The following is a 16,094-nucleotide window of genomic DNA, read 5'->3' as shown; positions in this document are numbered from 1 at the left end:
GAATAACAAAAATAAATAATTAGTCCTACAGCTATCAAAGAACTGAGTTTGACTCATCTGTAATATCTTGTTCCTCTGGTACTTTGGGAAAGCAAACAAAGCACGGTGAAGGCTGGATACAGGAACACTTATCCCTATGTTGAAACGGATGGAGACTGCAAAGTTAATTCACCGAAAGCTCAGTAGCATGCGTTGAATTATGCTTGTCAATGCATGGCTTCGTGATTAAACGAATATATCCAAACAAGTCAGAGCATTGAGTGCCGTGACTTTTTTATCATTTTTATATTGTGTATTTTTGGATTAAACGCTATAATTATAGTGTTAAAGATGGAATCGTGATATGACCTGTTATGAATCTATCATTTTACTTATGAATAAATGGATTGGTATTTTAGCAAGATGTGCTAATAAACTACTCCACCATGATGATAGCGTACCTATTAATTCGGTGCGTATATTTTCGTGGTGGAGTTTTTTTTATTCTCAAAAAGGGGGAAAGACCATGAATGACAGCATGGTTCATATTACAATTGACGGCAAAGAATATAGTGCTAAGCCCGGTTCAACTATATTAGGCATCATTAATGAGAACGGGATTGAACATCCACAAATCTGTTATGTGCCTGAAGTGGATCCTATTCAAACATGTGATACTTGTATTGTAGAAGTTGATGGAAAACTTGTGCGATCCTGCTCGGCAGTAGCAACGGACGGTATGAATATTGAGTTGTCCTCTATTAGTGCAAAGGCAGCACAAACGGAGGCGATGGATCGCTTATTAGAAAACCATTTACTTTATTGTACGGTCTGTGACAACAATAACGGGAACTGCAAATTGCATAATACGGCAGAATTAATGGAAATTGAGCATCAAAAATATCCTTACGAGCCAAAAGTAGATGCAAGTGAGGTTGATATGTCTCATCCATTTTATCGCTATGATCCTAATCAGTGTATTGCGTGCGGTCAATGTGTAGAGGTGTGTCAAAACTTACAAGTAAATGAAACGTTATCTATTGATTGGGAAGCGGAACGTCCTCGTGTTATTTGGGACGATGGAGTGGATATTAACGATTCTTCATGTGTTAGCTGCGGTCAATGTGTAACTATTTGCCCTTGTAATGCTTTGATGGAAAAATCGATGCTTGGTGAAGCTGGATTTATGACTGGGCTGAAGCCGGACATACTTGAGCCTATGGTTGATCTTATAAAAGAAGTGGAACCTGGATACAGTGGTATTTTCGCTATATCAGAAGTAGAAGCTGCGATGCGTGAAACTCGTACGAAGAAAACGAAAACAGTATGTACGTTTTGTGGTGTAGGGTGCTCATTCGAAGTGTGGACGAAGGGACGTAAAATTCTTAAAGTCCAACCAACTTCTGAAGCGCCGGTTAATGCAATTTCTACTTGCGTAAAAGGAAAATTTGGTTGGGATTTTGTAAATTCTGAAGAACGACTCACTAAGCCTTTAATTCGTAAAAATGGAACATTTGTTGAATCAACTTGGGAAGAAGCACTTGAATTAGTGGCAAATAAATTAGGATCTATTAAACAAGAGTACGGCAGTGGTTCTGTAGGTTTTATTTCTTCTTCTAAAATTACGAATGAAGACAACTATGTTATTCAAAAATTAGCTCGACAAGTATTCGAAACGAACAACATTGATAACTGCTCTCGTTATTGTCAATCACCAGCAACAGATGGGTTATTCCGTACGATTGGTATGGGCGGAGATGCCGGAACGATTAAAGATATTGCACAATCAGGTCTTGTTATTATCGTTGGTTCAAATCCAACAGAAGGCCACCCAGTTTTAGCTACTCGTGTGAAACGTGCGCATAAACTTCACGGTCAAAAACTAATCGTTGCAGATCTTCGTAAAACCGAAATGGCAGAGCGTTCAGATATCTTTATTAGTCCAAAGCAAGGAACAGATCAAGTATGGTTAATGGCTGTTACGAAATATATGATTGATCAAGGTTGGCATGATCAACAGTTCATCGACGAGAATGTAAACTTCTTTGAAGACTTCAAAGATAGTCTTGCAGAATATACGCTTGAATATGCAGAAGAGATTACAGGCATTTCAAAAGAAACTCTCGTTAGAATGGCAGAAATGATTCGTGACGCAGATGGTACTTGTATTCTTTGGGGAATGGGTGTAACGCAAAATACGGGTGGTTCAGATACTTCCGCTGCGATTTCAAATTTACTTCTTGCAACAGGAAATTATCGTCGCCCAGGTGCTGGTGCATATCCGCTACGAGGTCATAACAACGTACAAGGTGCTTGTGATATGGGAACTCTCCCAGGCTGGCTTCCAGGATATCAGCACGTTACTGACGATGTAGAACGTGCGAAATTTGAAATAGCTTACGGGGTAAAAATTGATAACAAACCAGGTCTTAATAACATTGAAATGCTTCACGCAATTGAAGAAGAGAAAATGAAAGCAATGTATCTAGTTGGGGAGGATATGGCCCTTGTAGACTCTAACGCAAATCATGTACATGAAGTTTTATCAAGTCTTGAATTCTTTGTCGTTCAAGATGTTTTCCTTTCTAAAACTGCTCAATACGCCGATGTAGTGTTACCAGCAGCACCATCTCTTGAAAAAGAAGGTACTTTCACAAATACAGAGCGTCGTGTACAAAGATTATATCAAGTTCTTCCAACGCTAGGTGATGCGAAACCAGATTGGTGGATCGTACAAGCGATTGCAAATAAATTAGGCGCAAATTGGAACTATAGTCATCCAAGTGAAATCTTTGCTGAAATGGCAAGTTTATCGCCACTTTTCGCACAAGCAAACTATGAAGTACTTGAAGGCTGGAATAGTTTCCATTGGGGAAGCTTTGAAGGAACGAATACGCCGCTTCTTTTCCAAGATGGATTTAACTTCCCAGACAAAAAAGCTCGTTTTGCGCTAGCTGATTGGGTACGTCCTGCTGAATTCCCAGCGGAATATGATCTTCACATTAATAATGGTCGTATGCTTGAACATTTCCATGAAGGTAATATGACAAATAAATCAACTGGTATTCAAACGAAAGTGCCTGGTGTATTCGTTGAAGTTTCTCCAGAACTTGCAAAAGAACGTGGAGTTAAAACTGGTTCGTTAGTGCGCCTTGTTTCTCCTTTTGGAGCACTTAAATTACGTGCACTTGTAACGGATCGCGTAAAAGAAAATGAGCTTTATTTACCGATGAACTCAACTGATAAAGAATCGGCGATTAATTTCTTAACTGGTCCGGCGGTCGATCAACGTACGAATACACCTGCATATAAACAAACGAAGGTTCGTATGGAAGTGTTACAAGTAGAAGGTGAAAATCCGATGCCAAAAGCGAATCCACGTAACAAAAAGCGTCATCCTCAAAATGGGATTGAGGTAAATCGTAAGTGGGCTCGTCCAGGATACGTACATTTAACGGATAACTAGGGAGGAGAAAAGAATATGGCAGCACCTATTAAGGCGATCCAGAAGCAGGGGCTAACTGAGGAAGAACAAAAGCAACAAAAGCTAGAAGATTTAAAAGAACTTCTAGCTAATAATGAAGAAGCTTTAAATCAAATGTTTAATATTGTAGGTGAACTGAATGATATTGGGATGCTGGAAGCTGCAAATTCTATGCTTAAAGCGAAAGAACCAATTGCAAAAATTGTTTTAGGACAAGTCACTCGTGAACCAGTTACAAATTTAATTAATAATATGATGGGCGCTGCAGGAGCTTTAACAGAGCTTAATCCGGAACTTACTAAAAAGCTTGTAGGTAGTGTATTAACAGGCATGGATGAAGGTAATCAGCATCTGCAAAGTAATAAAAAAGTAGGAATACTGGACCTTATGAAGGTACTTAAGGATCCAGATATTAACCGTGCTATCGGATTCGGTCTTCATTTCTTAAAAGGTATGGGTAAAGGGTTAAAAGACGAATAGGTAAGCAACAATAATATTATTTCATATGTTGTATGCATGTTTGAAATAATTCCAAAAGATGAGCCTTTTCGTTTAATTATTTGAGTGAATAATTTAGACGAAAAGGTCATTTTGTTAAAATATTTATGATGAAGTAGTATTTGAAAAGTATTATTAATGAATCGGGGAGGAATGCAAGTATGTCAAAAATGGTGCATGAATTTAATGATATGATACGAAAACTTCGAAAAGATTTGTTCGGAAAAGGGCCGGAACGAATTCATACTGTATTTGCTGAGAATATGGCTATTGCCACACTTTATGGAAATTTGACACCTACTGAGAAATTCATTTCGGGAACTATGGATGGTGCGGAAATGGTTCATATGGCTCGAACGAAAATGATTCAGGAGGTTTATGCTGTCAATTCTCGTGAACATTTGGAGGAACTTGTTGGGGCAAAATTAGTTCATCTGTTTTCGGATATGAAAGTGGAAGAAGATATTGCAGTTTCAGTCTTTGTCTTTGATAAAAATATAACGTGAGAGAAGGATACTGATCGTGAAATCGATACAGGTGGAACGGGAAATTTTTCGTTATGAACAAGGGGAATTTAAACAAATAGAGGACAGTATTGTAACAGAGTTTCCAGTGACGGTTAAAATTAACGGACAGGAATTTGTTACAATGGTTAGTACTCCAGAGTATATTGAAGATATGGTAATAGGCTTTTTAGCCTCTGAAGGTATAATCCGAAAGTATGAAGATATTGATGAAATATGGGTACAGGAGAAAGAAGGATATGTACATGTAAAAACGACAAAAATCAATCCTTATTATCGTGACATCCAAAATAAACGTTATATTACTTCATGCTGTGGAATGAGTAGGCAAGGATTTGTTTTCGCAAACGATGCGCTGACTGCGAAGAAGATGAATGATATTCGCGTAAAGATCACTACTCAGGATTGTTTTCGATTAATGAATGATATGCAGCAATCTGCGGCTACTTTTCAACATACAGGCGGCGTTCATAATGCAGCTTTATGCGATGTGAATGGGATTATTTTAAGCCGAATGGATATAGGAAGACATAATGCTTTAGATAAAATGTACGGCTATTGTTTAAAAAATAACATTTCTATTGGTGATAAAATTATTGTTTTTAGTGGCCGTATATCTTCTGAAATTCTATTAAAAGTTGCGAAAATTGGCTGTGAAATAATATTGTCAAAATCCGCTCCAACTGAGTTAGCATTGCAGCTAGCAGAAGAATTGGGGATTACTACAATAGGTTTCATTCGGAATCAATCTTTAAATGTATATACTCATCCAGAGCGGGTTGTAAATATTAAATAAAACTTGTACGGAATTATAAAATATGTAGAAGCGAGGCAATAAACATGAAATCCGTCACATTAGACAAATTGCACCGTCCTTTAAAGGATTTACGTATTTCTGTTACCGATCGCTGTAATTTTCGCTGTCGATATTGTATGCCAGAGGAGATATTTGGTCGTGATTATTCTTTTTTGTCTAATGATAAAATTTTATCTTTTGATGAAATTGAAAGGGTAGCGCGTATTTTTGTTTCTTTAGGTGTAAGAAAGTTGCGTATTACTGGGGGAGAGCCTTTACTTCAGAAAAACCTTCCTGAACTAATCGAGCGACTTAACAAGATTGATGGAGTAGAGGATATTGGTTTAACTACAAATGGATCACTACTTAAGAAGTTTGCTCCGGATTTATATAAGGCGGGTTTATCGCGTGTGACAGTTAGTTTAGATTCTTTAGATGAAGAGCGTTTCTCTTATTTAAATGGGAATAGAAGTAAAGTAAAAACGGTTCTTGCAGGAATACAGGCTGCAGCGGAAGTCGGGATGAAAATTAAAATGAACATGGTTGTTCAAAAAGGAAAAAATGAACAAGACATCGTTCAGATGGCGCAATACTTTAAAGAGAATAAGCATATTCTTCGGTTTATTGAATATATGGATGTCGGAAATTTTAACGGCTGGGAATTAGGCGAGGTAGTCTCTAAACAAGAAATATTAGAGATGATTCATAAAGTTATGCCGCTTGAACGAATTGAAGCGAACTATCCTGGTGAAGTTGCTACTCGCTATCGTTATATCGGTAGCGATGAGGAAATAGGAATTATTTCATCTGTAACAGATTCTTTTTGTTCATCATGTACAAGAGCTCGTATTTCTGCAGAAGGAAAATTATATACTTGTTTGTTTGCTTCTAAAGGAAATGATCTTAGAGAATTACTTCGCTCTGGATATACCGATGAGGAGATTACTGATGTTATTCGTGACATTTGGAATAATCGTTCAGATCGCTATTCAGATGAACGGCTAAGTAATACAAATAAAAAAGCATTGCCGAAAATTGAAATGTCGCATATTGGTGGTTGAGAAATCACTATGAAAGAAGGCTGTTCGTAGCTTCTTTTTGTTAAAGTAAGTAGTGGAAAGTGTGCAAGTTTTGCAGATTTTCTATTTTATAGTAAAAGTGATGATTGATATCTCTGTAAGAGAAATGCAGGGAGATTAAGCAGCATTCAAAAATCCTTATTATGTTAAGGGTTTTTGAAGCTGCTTTTTTAATTGGAAAAATGGAGGAATTGGTTATGTCATTTCATAAACCGGAACAAATCGCTGAGCTTGTGATTGAATCCGGTGTTCAAAAGGTAAGGCAATCGCTATCCGCAATGCTTATTCTTGGGTTTTTAGGAGGAGCATTCATTTCGTTAGGATTTTTGCTTAATATTCGCGTTCTAGGTAATGTACCTCAGCAATGGGGAAGTTTAGTAAATTTTATAGGAGGAGCGGTTTTTCCTATAGGTCTTATGCTCGTAGTCTTAGCAGGAGGAGAATTAATTACGGGAAACATGATGTCACTGTCCATGGCACTTTATGCACGGAAAATTTCATTGAAAAATGTGTTGAATAACTGGGTTTGGATAACTTTAACTAACTTTGTTGGTGCACTTTTCGTAGCTTATTGTTTCGGCCACCTTGGCGGGCTAACAGAGGGGGCGTATTTAAATAAAACGATCGCGATAGCTCAAGATAAGTTACATGAATCGTTTGGGAGAACGTTAATTTTAGCAATTGGTTGTAACTGGCTCGTTTGCCTTGCGATTTGGTTAGCTTATGGAACGAACGATTTGATTGGAAAGATTGTTGGAATTTGGATTCCGATTATGGCCTTTGTAGTAATTGGATTTCAGCAAGTAGTAGCAAATATGTTTGTTATTTCAGCAGTTATTTTTGCTGGTCATCTTACGTGGATGGATCTTGCTAAAAACTTTGTTCCTGTCTTTATCGGAAATGTAATTGGTGGAGCTGGATTTGTTGGGTTTGCTTATTTTTCTTGTTATCAGAAACAAAGTGCTACAGAGAAAGATGTATTGAGAAAATGATCGAATATGAAGCATGTTTTTTTAATTAAATGATGAGTATGTACATGAAAGGAAGGCTATCTAATGATAGAGCGGTATTCACGTCAACAGTTGTTCACTCCTATTGGAAGTAAAGGACAAGAGAAGATTAGAAATAAGCATGTGTTGATTGTGGGGGCAGGTGCATTAGGAAGTGCAAGTGCAGAAGCGTTTGTTCGTGCAGGTATTGGAAAGTTAACGATTATTGATCGTGATTACGTAGAATGGAGTAATTTACAGCGACAACAGCTTTATGTTGAACAAGATGCGATAGAAAAATTACCAAAAGCAATTGCAGCTCAAAATCGGTTGAAACAAATCAATTCAGAGGTACAGATTAATGCTTTCGTGATGGATGCAAGAATAGAAAATATGGAAGCTTTGTTAGGCGATGTCGATATAATCATTGATGCAACAGATAATTTTGATATTCGGTTTGTGATAAATGACCTATCACAAAAATATGATATTCCGTGGATTTATGGTTCTTGTGTCGGGGGGTATGGCATGAGCTATACGATTATTCCAAAGAAAACACCGTGCTTACATTGTGTACTTAAAAGTGTTCCAGTTACAGGAGCGACGTGTGACACAGTTGGAATTATTAGTCCTGCTGTCCAAATAGTGGCAGCGTATCAAGTGGCAGAAGCAGTCAAAATTTTAGTGGAAGATTTCGCAGCAATTAGAAAAACCTTTTTAATGTTTGATATATGGAGTAATCAACACCATTCCATCAAACTAGAAAAAATAAAAACAGACAATTGTCCTTCGTGCGGAACGCATAGGATTTATCCTTATTTATCTTATGAAAATCAAACGAAGACAGTTGTTTTATGCGGAAGAAATACGATTCAAATTAGACCGATGCATAATAGTTGTTACAACTTTGACCAGTTAGAAAAACAACTAAAAAAACACGGGAAAGTAGATCGAAACCCGTATTTGCTATCTTGCCAACTAGAAGATTATCGGATGGTCATTTTTCAAGATGGTCGTGTATTTATTCATGGAACGAATGAAATTCAAAAAGCGAAACAAATATACTATCGGTTATTAGGTTAATAGAAAGGGCTGGTAATGATGGAAAGAAGAGTGCCGATTACAGTTGAAGAGGCCGTCCGTAAAGTGATGGAATATGCCAATTGTGGTTTGAAAGAACTAGTACCACTGGAATTAGCATACGGACGTACATTAGCAGAAGATTTAGTAGCGGATCATGATGTTCCGTCCTTCAATCGCTCGCCATATGATGGATTTGCTATTAGGGCAGAAGATACTGCCTGGGCAAGTTATGAGAATCCAATTTTGTTCGAAGTAATTGGCGAAATTGGGGCAGGTTCCATATTTCCTCAAGAGGTAGGTCAATTTCAAGCAGTTCGAATTATGACGGGGGCACAAATTCCAAAAGGATGTAACGCAGTTGTGATGCTAGAACTGACTCGTCAATATGAGGATGTCGGTAAAGCCTATGTGGAAGTGAAACGCTCATTCAAAAAAGGAGACAACATTTCCTTTCGAGGTGAAGATACACGTAAAGGGAAGATTCTTGCGAAGAGAGGGTCTTACATTAATCCAGGTATTTCAGCTCTCCTTGCTACATTCGGTTACAGCGAAGTGCCAGTTGCAAAAAAGCCTGTAGTTGGAGTATTGGCGACTGGGAGTGAGCTTCTTGATGTAAATGAATTACTACAACCTGGGAAAATTCGAAATAGTAATACGTACATGATATTGTTCCAAATTCGAAGAGCAGGGGGAAGAGTGAAATACTTTGGTAAGTTTAGTGACGATTTTGATACGTGCCACGCAGCCGTAAAAGAAGCGTTAAGTCAAGTGGATATGTTAATCACAACCGGTGGTGTTTCGGTAGGGGATTATGATTATTTGCCAGCTATATACGAAAAATTAGGGGCATCGGTTCTTTTTAACAAAGTTGCAATGCGACCAGGTAGCGTCACGACCGTAGCACAATTAAATAAAAAACTATTATTTGGGTTATCAGGTAATCCTTCTGCTTGTTATGTAGGCTTTGAGTTATTCGTAAGACCTAGCATTCGTACCTATATGTTTAGTGAAAAGCCACATTTAAAAAAAGAAAAAGCATTACTAGGAGAAGATTTTTTAAAACCTAATCCATTTACAAGATTTGTACGAGCAAAGCTCAAATATAACGAAGGACAAGTAATCGCCTATCCATCAGGGTTTGATAAGTCTAGTGCGGTTTCTTCATTAGCTGAATCAAACGCTTTTATCGTACTCCCAGGCGGTACAAGAGGATATAAGAAAGGGATGTTCGTAGATGTTCTCTTATTAGAAGATAATCAAGGCAGTGAATGGCCTTGGATCAATATTATTCCATCCTATAAAGTGAAACTTTAATCAGTGGGGGATGGCCCCCCACTGATTATTAGTTGAACCAATCAGGCTTTTACGGGCAGTTGATCTTCCACCTAACCTTTTTGTTTTCGCTGAGTTTTGAGGTGGAGTCTTACTGCACGCAAATAGCGGGATAAATAATAGAGCTTTAAAACAAGAGGAGGATTATGTTGATGGGACAAGTATTATTTGAAATTGTAGATACTCCTATTTTAGTCGAAGAAGTAACGAATAAGGTAGCAAGAAGAGAAGCGGGTGCTATTACAACCTTTATTGGAACAGTAAGAGAATTGACAAAGGGAAAAAGAACTTTGCATTTAGAGTATGAAGCGTATAAACCAATGGCAATAAAAATGCTTACTCAAATTGGTGAAGAAATTAAGAAGAATTGGCCGGGTGCAAAGATAGCAATTACACATCGAGTGGGACGACTAGAAATAATGGATATTGCAGTTGTAATTGCAGTGTCGTCGCCGCATCGTAAAGTTGCCTATGAAGCGAATGAATACGCAATTGAACGCATAAAACAAATCGTCCCAATTTGGAAAAAAGAATTTTGGGAAGATGGAACAAAGTGGATTGGAGATCAGCTCGAAAATACGCCGTACCCGGAAGGGGAACCAAAGAAGGAAGAGTGAGAAGATGATTACAATTTTATTGTTCGCAAATTTGCGAGAGGAAGTCGGCTCAGACCAATTAGTAATAATAGAAAAACAAAAGATTAGTGTTCATCAATTAAAAGAATGGCTTAAAGATAGTTATTATTTACAATCGTTGGATAGAGTCATGGTGGCTATCAATGAAGAATTTGTAACTGACGAACATATTGTAAAATCCGGAGATAACGTTGCGTTTATCCCACCTGTAAGTGGAGGATAATGTTGTTTGTACTAAAAATTATCAAATAAAAATGAAAAGGACTGAGATTTATGTTTACTCATGAACAAATTATGAAAGTTCTAAGCCATGTTCAGGATCCAGAGTTGCACAAAAGTATTGTGGAATTAAACATGGTAAGAAATATTCAAATTGATGGCACACATATTTACCTTGAAGTTATTTTGACGATTCAAGGTTGTCCATTAAAGGCAAAAATTCAACAAGATATTGAAGACTCTCTTCGGAACATTGGAGCCTCTAAGGTTTCTTTGACTTTCGGCTCCATGACACCGGAAGAACGAGCTGCATTAACAGAAACTTTAAAGAAAAATTCTAGAACGGAAACCGGCATGCCTAGTATATTGCGACCAGATTCAGGTGTACGTTTTATTGCTGTGACAAGTGGAAAAGGTGGAGTTGGAAAATCAACTGTGACGATTAACCTTGCTACTGCTTTAGCCCGTATGGGGAAAAAGGTTGGGATTTTAGATGCAGATATATATGGATTCAGTATCCCTGCTATGATGGAAGCTAATCAAAAGCCAACAATGATAGATCAGACAGCGATTCCCGTCGTTAGCCACGACGTTAAAATTATGTCAATGGGATTTTTTACAGAGGGTAATAACCCAGTTATGTGGCGAGGGCCAATGTTAAACAAATGGATTCAAAATTTCATTGCCAATACTCATTGGGGAGAATTAGATTATCTTCTTCTTGATTTGCCTCCTGGTACAGGAGATGTCGCGATTGATGTGGCTGCGATGATTCCTCATGCGAAGGAAATTATAGTTACTACTCCTCATAGTGTAGCTTCGTTTGTTGCTTCCAGAGTAGGGATAATGGCAAAGCATACAAAACACGATATTTTAGGTATCGTTGAGAATATGGCATATTATGAGGAACAAGATGGTTCAAGGAATTATCTCTTTGGGAAGGGTGGCGGCGAAATGTTAGCAGAACAACTGCAAACAGAAGTGATGGCACAAATACCTTTTGCAAAGCCTGAAGAAAATAAAGGTTCGTCCGTATATGACGAAGATTCGCTTGTTGGAGAGATGTTTACATCTTTAGCTCAAGATCTTATCTACAAATGGAAATTAAATATCAACATAGTAAAAGAACGGAACTTTTAAAAGAGAGGGATATAAGGAGGGATTTTAATAGAATGTGTAATATAGATCATTCTTTTGAAGATGTAATCAATAAACTTGAAACGCAGCAATGTTTTTTATCCGAATTTTTGGTTAAAGACTTACATGAATTTCTAAAAAGCAATCATTCACAGAAAATATTAAATGAAATATTTCACCTTTTAAAAAAGTACGACCTAGCAGCTAAAGAAGAACGGGAGAAAAGAAATGAAAAATTAATGTTACTTATAAGTTAATTAATAGAATTTACAGCAGTATTTAACTTGTGTTTTCTTTAGTTAGCTTTTCGGAAAGGGTGAATCTTAAGGATATCAAAAAGTAAAAGATAAAAAAATTCTTTACTAAATGAGTTATTATAAAATGCATGAAAAAAGCATGACAGCGAAATGTCATGCTTTTCTTGTTAGGCAACAAATGAGGGTAGAAGAAACGTGGCAAAGTCAAATTTGAATATATACTATCCTCATTTCAAAACTTCACATCATTAAGGATGCGAGGTTTTTTCGTTTGAAATATTTCACTCAGAGGGAATTATAAATGAGAATAGACGCAATGATTTAAAAGAAAATAATGGATAAATTGTTTGTCTCAATTCCTATCAAACTAATACTAAAAACCTTATCGAATTAAAATAAGGAACTTTGTTCTGGTACAAAAAACAGTTAGGTTTTTAAAGTTTCAAAATTTATATTGAAACTTGTAAGTTTTAGAAGTATCATATACATATTCAAACATTTGAAGATGTATATGATGGTTTTTCAAATTAAAGATAAATAACGGAGGCGTTTGAATGGGAAATGAAATGCAACAATTTAAAGCTGATTTTTTTAAAGCCTTATCACATCCTTTGCGAATAGGTATTCTTGAATTATTATCAGAGGGCGAAAAAAGCGTAAATGAAATGCAAACGATTCTTAATAAAGAAGGTTCAGCTGTTTCTCAACAACTTAGTGTACTACGCTCAAAGAACATTGTTGTTGGTACGAAAGATGGAAAACGAGTTTTATATTCCTTGCGAGATCCTATGATTGTGGATTTACTGGTAGTTGCTAAGAAAATTTTTAACAACCATTTAATCGATACAATTTCAATGTTAGAAGAGTTGGATGAAACAGAACGTGAAGTGATGAGTAAGGAGGATTAGATTGAGTATTGAAGTTAAGAAAGAGGATATTATTCAATACGGAATGGAACTATTTCGCTCAATAGGAGCTCATCACGTTTGTAAAGTTTGTATTGAAAGTGGGAATTCTTGTTGTTTTTTATGCGAACATTTGCAAGAAGGAGTAGGATGTCAAAAGAGAAATACAGCTTGCACAGCTTGGCTATGTGGGATGCAATGTTTTTTATTTGATCAAATCGGAATATTGGACGAGTGGAATCGTTTCTGGAATGAAGTTCCAGGACAAATGTTTCGTAGAGATATTACCCCAGATATAGTAAAGGTTACATCGTTTATAAGTATGAAAAAATTAAATAATAGAGATGGATTACTTTTAGCAGAAAGGTTAAAATCCTACATGCAAGAAGGTGGAGACATAGGGAAATTAGAACGACATTTAAGCAAAACGTATAGCCAATACTAGGCTGATATTTTCTTGTAACGAGATAAAGAACTCTTGTACAAAAGTATGAAACATACATTTAGGATTCAAATTTATCACAAGAAAATATTCTTTCAGAAGAAAAGAAGCAAGATTTATTAAAAATAGAAAAGAAGGTTTTGTAATGAAAGGGTTATTTACAGGAAGGTTTGAAGGATATTCATTAGGACATTTTCAAAAGGATCTTCTTTCTGGAATGATTGTCGGAGTTGTCGCGATTCCACTTGCTATGTCTTTTGCTATAGCTTCTGGCGTTAAGCCGGAGTATGGAATTTATACAACATGTATTGCCGGGATATTCGTTTCGTTATTTGGTGGTTCAAAGTATCAAATTGGAGGGCCTACAGGTGCTTTTGTTCCAATTCTTTTAGGGATTGTAATTACCTATGGGTATGAAAATTTACTACTGGCCGGTTTATTAGCCGGAATTATCTTATGCCTTATGGGAATTTTTAAACTGGGATCTTTAATTAAATTTATCCCGCGCCCTGTAACAATTGGTTTTACATCAGGTATTGCTGTTAGTATCTTTACGGGACAAATTGCTAGTTTTTTAGGTCTAACAGGTATAAAAAAGCATGAGGCATTTATAGCAAATCTAAATGAAATCTTTATCCATATTGATACCATCAATTTTTATAGTATTATAACTGCTTTGATTTGCCTTTTTGTTATATTGATAACACCAAAGATTTTTCCAAAAGTACCTGGTTCATTAGTAGGTGTTGTTATTTCAACTATAATTGCTGCTGTATTTTTCTCAGGGCATATACCTACTATTGGCACAGCGTATGGTACGATTCCAAATACACTTCCTCATTTTGCTATACCAGAAGTTACATTAGAGCGGGTACAACAGTTAATTGGTCCAGCATTTGTTATTGCAATGCTGGGTGGTATTGAATCCCTTTTATCTGCTGTCGTAGCAGATGGTATGACAAATAGTAAACACAACAGTAATAAAGAACTGTTTGGTCAGGGTATTGCTAATATTGTTACACCGTTATTTGGAGGAATTCCTGCAACTGGAGCGATTGCCCGCACAGCAACCAATATCAAAAGTGGAGCCGTATCTCCGATGTCAGGTGTGATTCATGGGGGATTTGTGTTATTTACGCTTCTATTGTTAGCTCCATATGCTTCGCATATTCCTCTTGCTAGTATGGCTCCCATTTTAATGGTAGTAGCTTGGAATATGAGTGAGCAAAAACACTTTGTTCACATACTGAAAATGAAGACAGGGGATTCCCTTGTATTACTTGTAACTTTTTTACTCACTGTATTTACTAGTTTGACAACTGCTGTGGAAATCGGTCTTATTTTAGCTATTATTTTGTTTACAAAACGTATGAGCAATATGCTCGTTATATCTAAAGTGCTTCCTGATCACACAAAAAAGAACGAAAAATTGCTACCACATGTGGTAAGTAAAGCTCATGATTGTCCGCAAATTAGTATTTATACAATAGAAGGTCCGTTATTTTTTGGTGCTGCTCAGACGTTTGAACAAAACATTTTAGCAACCATTCATTATAAACCTAAAGTTTTAATTTTACGTATGGGAAAAGTTCCTTTTATTGATACAACAGGAGAATCATACTTTAGGAATATTGTCCAGCATTTTAAAAAACAAGGTGGCGTACTTCTCATTTCGGGAGTTCAATCAGAGTTAAAAACAACTCTAGACAAGAATGGATTATACGCTGAGATTGGAGAAGAAAACTTTTTTGATCATACAGGAGAAGCGATTAACTACGCTCTAGAGCATTTAAATACGAAAAAATGTATAGGGTGTAAGCATTTCGCTTTTCGTGAATGTACCGGGCTTTCTCAGCAATCCCAGGAAGGGAATACAATAAATAATAAAGCTAATGCACTAGATTTTTAAGAAGAAATGTATTATAAATCATGGATATAAAGGAGAATAAATAATGTCTGAATTTCAAGATCAAGTATTAAACATTTTAGAAGAAGTATGTGAAAATGATATCGTAAAAGATAACCCAGATGTGCAATTATTTGAAGAAGGGATTTTAGATTCTTTTGGTACGGTATCTTTATTAGTAGAATTTCAAGAACGTTTAAACATTGAAGTGTCTATCTCTGATTTTGATCGCGATGAATGGGCGACACCAAACATGATTATTAAGAAATTGAAAGAAATTCGATAAAAATAGAAGTTTGAGAAATGGATAAGAAACAGTTTAACTTCGTAATTGTTTTTCTTATGAAGTCGTAAAAAGGAAATTGAAAATAATTCATATATATTAGAATGATAACAAGTGGAGGAAATAAAATATGTCTAATTTACCAAATTGTCCTAAATGTAATTCGGAATACACTTATGAAGATGGGAATCTTTTCGTATGCCCAGAATGTGCTCATGAGTGGACTTTAGAATCAGAAACTGAAAATAGTGAAGATACAAAGGTAATCAAAGATGCAAATGGAAATGTACTAAACGATGGTGATTCTGTAACAGTCATCAAAGATCTTAAAGTAAAAGGAACTTCATCAGTTATAAAAATCGGTACAAAAGTAAAGAGTATCCGCTTAGTTGATGGAGATCATGATATTGATTGTAAAATTGATGGTTTTGGAGCAATGAAATTAAAATCTGAATTTGTTAAAAAGATATAAATGTTGCTTTGTAATAAAAGATAAAAAATCTTTACTACTTGGAAAACATGTTGATTTCGCTATTTATTAGTAAA

17 protein-coding genes are annotated in these 16,094 nt (G+C 36.2%); all 17 read left to right on the top strand.

Going from position 1 to position 16,094, the window contains the following annotated elements; translation table 11 throughout:
* Nucleotides 1-505 precede the first annotated feature (505 nt).
* The 17 genes from fdhF to JDS96_RS11145 all read left to right on the top strand — a co-directional run bounded on the left by fdhF (nucleotide 506) and on the right by JDS96_RS11145 (nucleotide 16,020).
* The gene (fdhF, locus tag JDS96_RS11225; protein ID WP_003206898.1) at nucleotides 506-3,445 is read left to right on the top strand and encodes a formate dehydrogenase subunit alpha; all 2,940 of its coding nucleotides are present in this window, start codon (nucleotides 506-508) and stop codon (nucleotides 3,443-3,445) included.
* A 15-nt stretch (nucleotides 3,446-3,460) separates the two neighbouring features.
* Nucleotides 3,461-3,943, top strand: coding sequence for a helical membrane plugin domain-containing protein (locus JDS96_RS11220; RefSeq protein WP_003196878.1), 483 nt, complete (start codon nucleotides 3,461-3,463; stop codon nucleotides 3,941-3,943).
* A 179-nt stretch (nucleotides 3,944-4,122) separates the two neighbouring features.
* Nucleotides 4,123-4,467: a Na-translocating system protein MpsC family protein gene (locus tag JDS96_RS11215; protein WP_000041501.1), complete on the top strand. Its 345-nt coding sequence runs from the start codon at nucleotides 4,123-4,125 to the stop codon at nucleotides 4,465-4,467.
* A gap of 16 nt (nucleotides 4,468-4,483) precedes the next feature.
* The gene (gene fdhD / locus JDS96_RS11210) at nucleotides 4,484-5,281 is read left to right on the top strand and encodes a formate dehydrogenase accessory sulfurtransferase FdhD (RefSeq protein WP_199666804.1); all 798 of its coding nucleotides are present in this window, start codon (nucleotides 4,484-4,486) and stop codon (nucleotides 5,279-5,281) included.
* 44 nt (nucleotides 5,282-5,325) lie between these two features.
* Nucleotides 5,326-6,342 carry a GTP 3',8-cyclase MoaA gene (gene moaA / locus JDS96_RS11205; RefSeq protein ID WP_199666803.1) on the top strand — a complete coding sequence of 339 codons (1,017 nt, stop codon included), beginning with the start codon at nucleotides 5,326-5,328 and terminating at the stop codon, nucleotides 6,340-6,342.
* A 215-nt stretch (nucleotides 6,343-6,557) separates the two neighbouring features.
* Nucleotides 6,558-7,352 (top strand): formate channel, encoded by a 795-nt coding sequence (locus JDS96_RS11200; RefSeq protein ID WP_029427105.1) that lies wholly within the window; start codon nucleotides 6,558-6,560, stop codon nucleotides 7,350-7,352.
* A 63-nt stretch (nucleotides 7,353-7,415) separates the two neighbouring features.
* Nucleotides 7,416-8,432, top strand: a complete 1,017-nt coding sequence (locus JDS96_RS11195) for a molybdopterin-synthase adenylyltransferase MoeB (RefSeq protein ID WP_199666802.1) — start codon at nucleotides 7,416-7,418, stop codon at nucleotides 8,430-8,432.
* Between the two features lie 18 nt (nucleotides 8,433-8,450).
* On the top strand, nucleotides 8,451-9,746 hold the full coding sequence (locus JDS96_RS11190; protein ID WP_199666801.1) for a molybdopterin molybdotransferase MoeA: 1,296 nt from the start codon (nucleotides 8,451-8,453) through the stop codon (nucleotides 9,744-9,746).
* A gap of 170 nt (nucleotides 9,747-9,916) precedes the next feature.
* Nucleotides 9,917-10,381: a molybdenum cofactor biosynthesis protein MoaE gene (locus tag JDS96_RS11185; RefSeq protein WP_199666800.1), complete on the top strand. Its 465-nt coding sequence runs from the start codon at nucleotides 9,917-9,919 to the stop codon at nucleotides 10,379-10,381.
* A 4-nt stretch (nucleotides 10,382-10,385) separates the two neighbouring features.
* Nucleotides 10,386-10,622: a molybdopterin converting factor subunit 1 gene (gene moaD, locus JDS96_RS11180; protein WP_097794110.1), complete on the top strand. Its 237-nt coding sequence runs from the start codon at nucleotides 10,386-10,388 to the stop codon at nucleotides 10,620-10,622.
* A gap of 50 nt (nucleotides 10,623-10,672) precedes the next feature.
* Complete coding sequence (locus tag JDS96_RS11175) at nucleotides 10,673-11,758, top strand: P-loop NTPase (RefSeq protein WP_199666799.1); 1,086 nt, start codon at nucleotides 10,673-10,675, stop codon at nucleotides 11,756-11,758.
* Between the two features lie 32 nt (nucleotides 11,759-11,790).
* Nucleotides 11,791-12,012, top strand: coding sequence for a hypothetical protein (locus tag JDS96_RS11170; RefSeq protein WP_003196897.1), 222 nt, complete (start codon nucleotides 11,791-11,793; stop codon nucleotides 12,010-12,012).
* A gap of 554 nt (nucleotides 12,013-12,566) precedes the next feature.
* Complete coding sequence (locus tag JDS96_RS11165; protein WP_003196899.1) at nucleotides 12,567-12,920, top strand: ArsR/SmtB family transcription factor; 354 nt, start codon at nucleotides 12,567-12,569, stop codon at nucleotides 12,918-12,920.
* A gap of 1 nt (nucleotide 12,921) precedes the next feature.
* Nucleotides 12,922-13,362, top strand: coding sequence for a DNA mismatch repair protein (locus JDS96_RS11160; RefSeq protein ID WP_199666798.1), 441 nt, complete (start codon nucleotides 12,922-12,924; stop codon nucleotides 13,360-13,362).
* A 142-nt stretch (nucleotides 13,363-13,504) separates the two neighbouring features.
* Nucleotides 13,505-15,268, top strand: coding sequence for a SulP family inorganic anion transporter (locus JDS96_RS11155; RefSeq protein WP_199666797.1), 1,764 nt, complete (start codon nucleotides 13,505-13,507; stop codon nucleotides 15,266-15,268).
* Nucleotides 15,269-15,311: 43 nt separating this feature from the next.
* Nucleotides 15,312-15,551 (top strand): D-alanine--poly(phosphoribitol) ligase subunit DltC, encoded by a 240-nt coding sequence (dltC, locus tag JDS96_RS11150; RefSeq protein WP_003196905.1) that lies wholly within the window; start codon nucleotides 15,312-15,314, stop codon nucleotides 15,549-15,551.
* A 127-nt stretch (nucleotides 15,552-15,678) separates the two neighbouring features.
* Nucleotides 15,679-16,020 carry a zinc ribbon domain-containing protein YjdM gene (locus JDS96_RS11145; protein ID WP_003196906.1) on the top strand — a complete coding sequence of 114 codons (342 nt, stop codon included), beginning with the start codon at nucleotides 15,679-15,681 and terminating at the stop codon, nucleotides 16,018-16,020.
* Nucleotides 16,021-16,094: the final 74 nt, after the last annotated feature.

It is taken from the genome of Bacillus cereus group sp. N21 (assembly GCF_016483395.1).
GTDB lineage: Bacteria > Bacillota > Bacilli > Bacillales > Bacillaceae_G > Bacillus_A > Bacillus_A pseudomycoides.
The sequence above is the reverse complement of the archived record's forward strand: the minus strand, read 5'-3'. Positions and strand labels throughout refer to the sequence as shown.

What these genes read in the sequence shown, in the direction of transcription:
- fdhF (WP_003206898.1), top strand. Translation starts at nt 506, where the DNA reads ATGAATGACAGCATGGTTCATATTACAATTGACGGCAAAGAATATAGT.
- dltC (WP_003196905.1), top strand. Translation starts at nt 15,312, where the DNA reads ATGTCTGAATTTCAAGATCAAGTATTAAACATTTTAGAAGAAGTATGT.
- JDS96_RS11190 (WP_199666801.1), top strand. Translation starts at nt 8,451, where the DNA reads ATGGAAAGAAGAGTGCCGATTACAGTTGAAGAGGCCGTCCGTAAAGTG.
- JDS96_RS11175 (WP_199666799.1), top strand. Translation starts at nt 10,673, where the DNA reads ATGTTTACTCATGAACAAATTATGAAAGTTCTAAGCCATGTTCAGGAT.
- JDS96_RS11165 (WP_003196899.1), top strand. Translation starts at nt 12,567, where the DNA reads ATGGGAAATGAAATGCAACAATTTAAAGCTGATTTTTTTAAAGCCTTA.
- JDS96_RS11200 (WP_029427105.1), top strand. Translation starts at nt 6,558, where the DNA reads ATGTCATTTCATAAACCGGAACAAATCGCTGAGCTTGTGATTGAATCC.
- JDS96_RS11185 (WP_199666800.1), top strand. Translation starts at nt 9,917, where the DNA reads ATGGGACAAGTATTATTTGAAATTGTAGATACTCCTATTTTAGTCGAA.
- JDS96_RS11220 (WP_003196878.1), top strand. Translation starts at nt 3,461, where the DNA reads ATGGCAGCACCTATTAAGGCGATCCAGAAGCAGGGGCTAACTGAGGAA.
- JDS96_RS11145 (WP_003196906.1), top strand. Translation starts at nt 15,679, where the DNA reads ATGTCTAATTTACCAAATTGTCCTAAATGTAATTCGGAATACACTTAT.
- JDS96_RS11170 (WP_003196897.1), top strand. Translation starts at nt 11,791, where the DNA reads ATGTGTAATATAGATCATTCTTTTGAAGATGTAATCAATAAACTTGAA.
- JDS96_RS11155 (WP_199666797.1), top strand. Translation starts at nt 13,505, where the DNA reads ATGAAAGGGTTATTTACAGGAAGGTTTGAAGGATATTCATTAGGACAT.
- JDS96_RS11195 (WP_199666802.1), top strand. Translation starts at nt 7,416, where the DNA reads ATGATAGAGCGGTATTCACGTCAACAGTTGTTCACTCCTATTGGAAGT.
- moaA (WP_199666803.1), top strand. Translation starts at nt 5,326, where the DNA reads ATGAAATCCGTCACATTAGACAAATTGCACCGTCCTTTAAAGGATTTA.
- moaD (WP_097794110.1), top strand. Translation starts at nt 10,386, where the DNA reads ATGATTACAATTTTATTGTTCGCAAATTTGCGAGAGGAAGTCGGCTCA.
- JDS96_RS11215 (WP_000041501.1), top strand. Translation starts at nt 4,123, where the DNA reads ATGTCAAAAATGGTGCATGAATTTAATGATATGATACGAAAACTTCGA.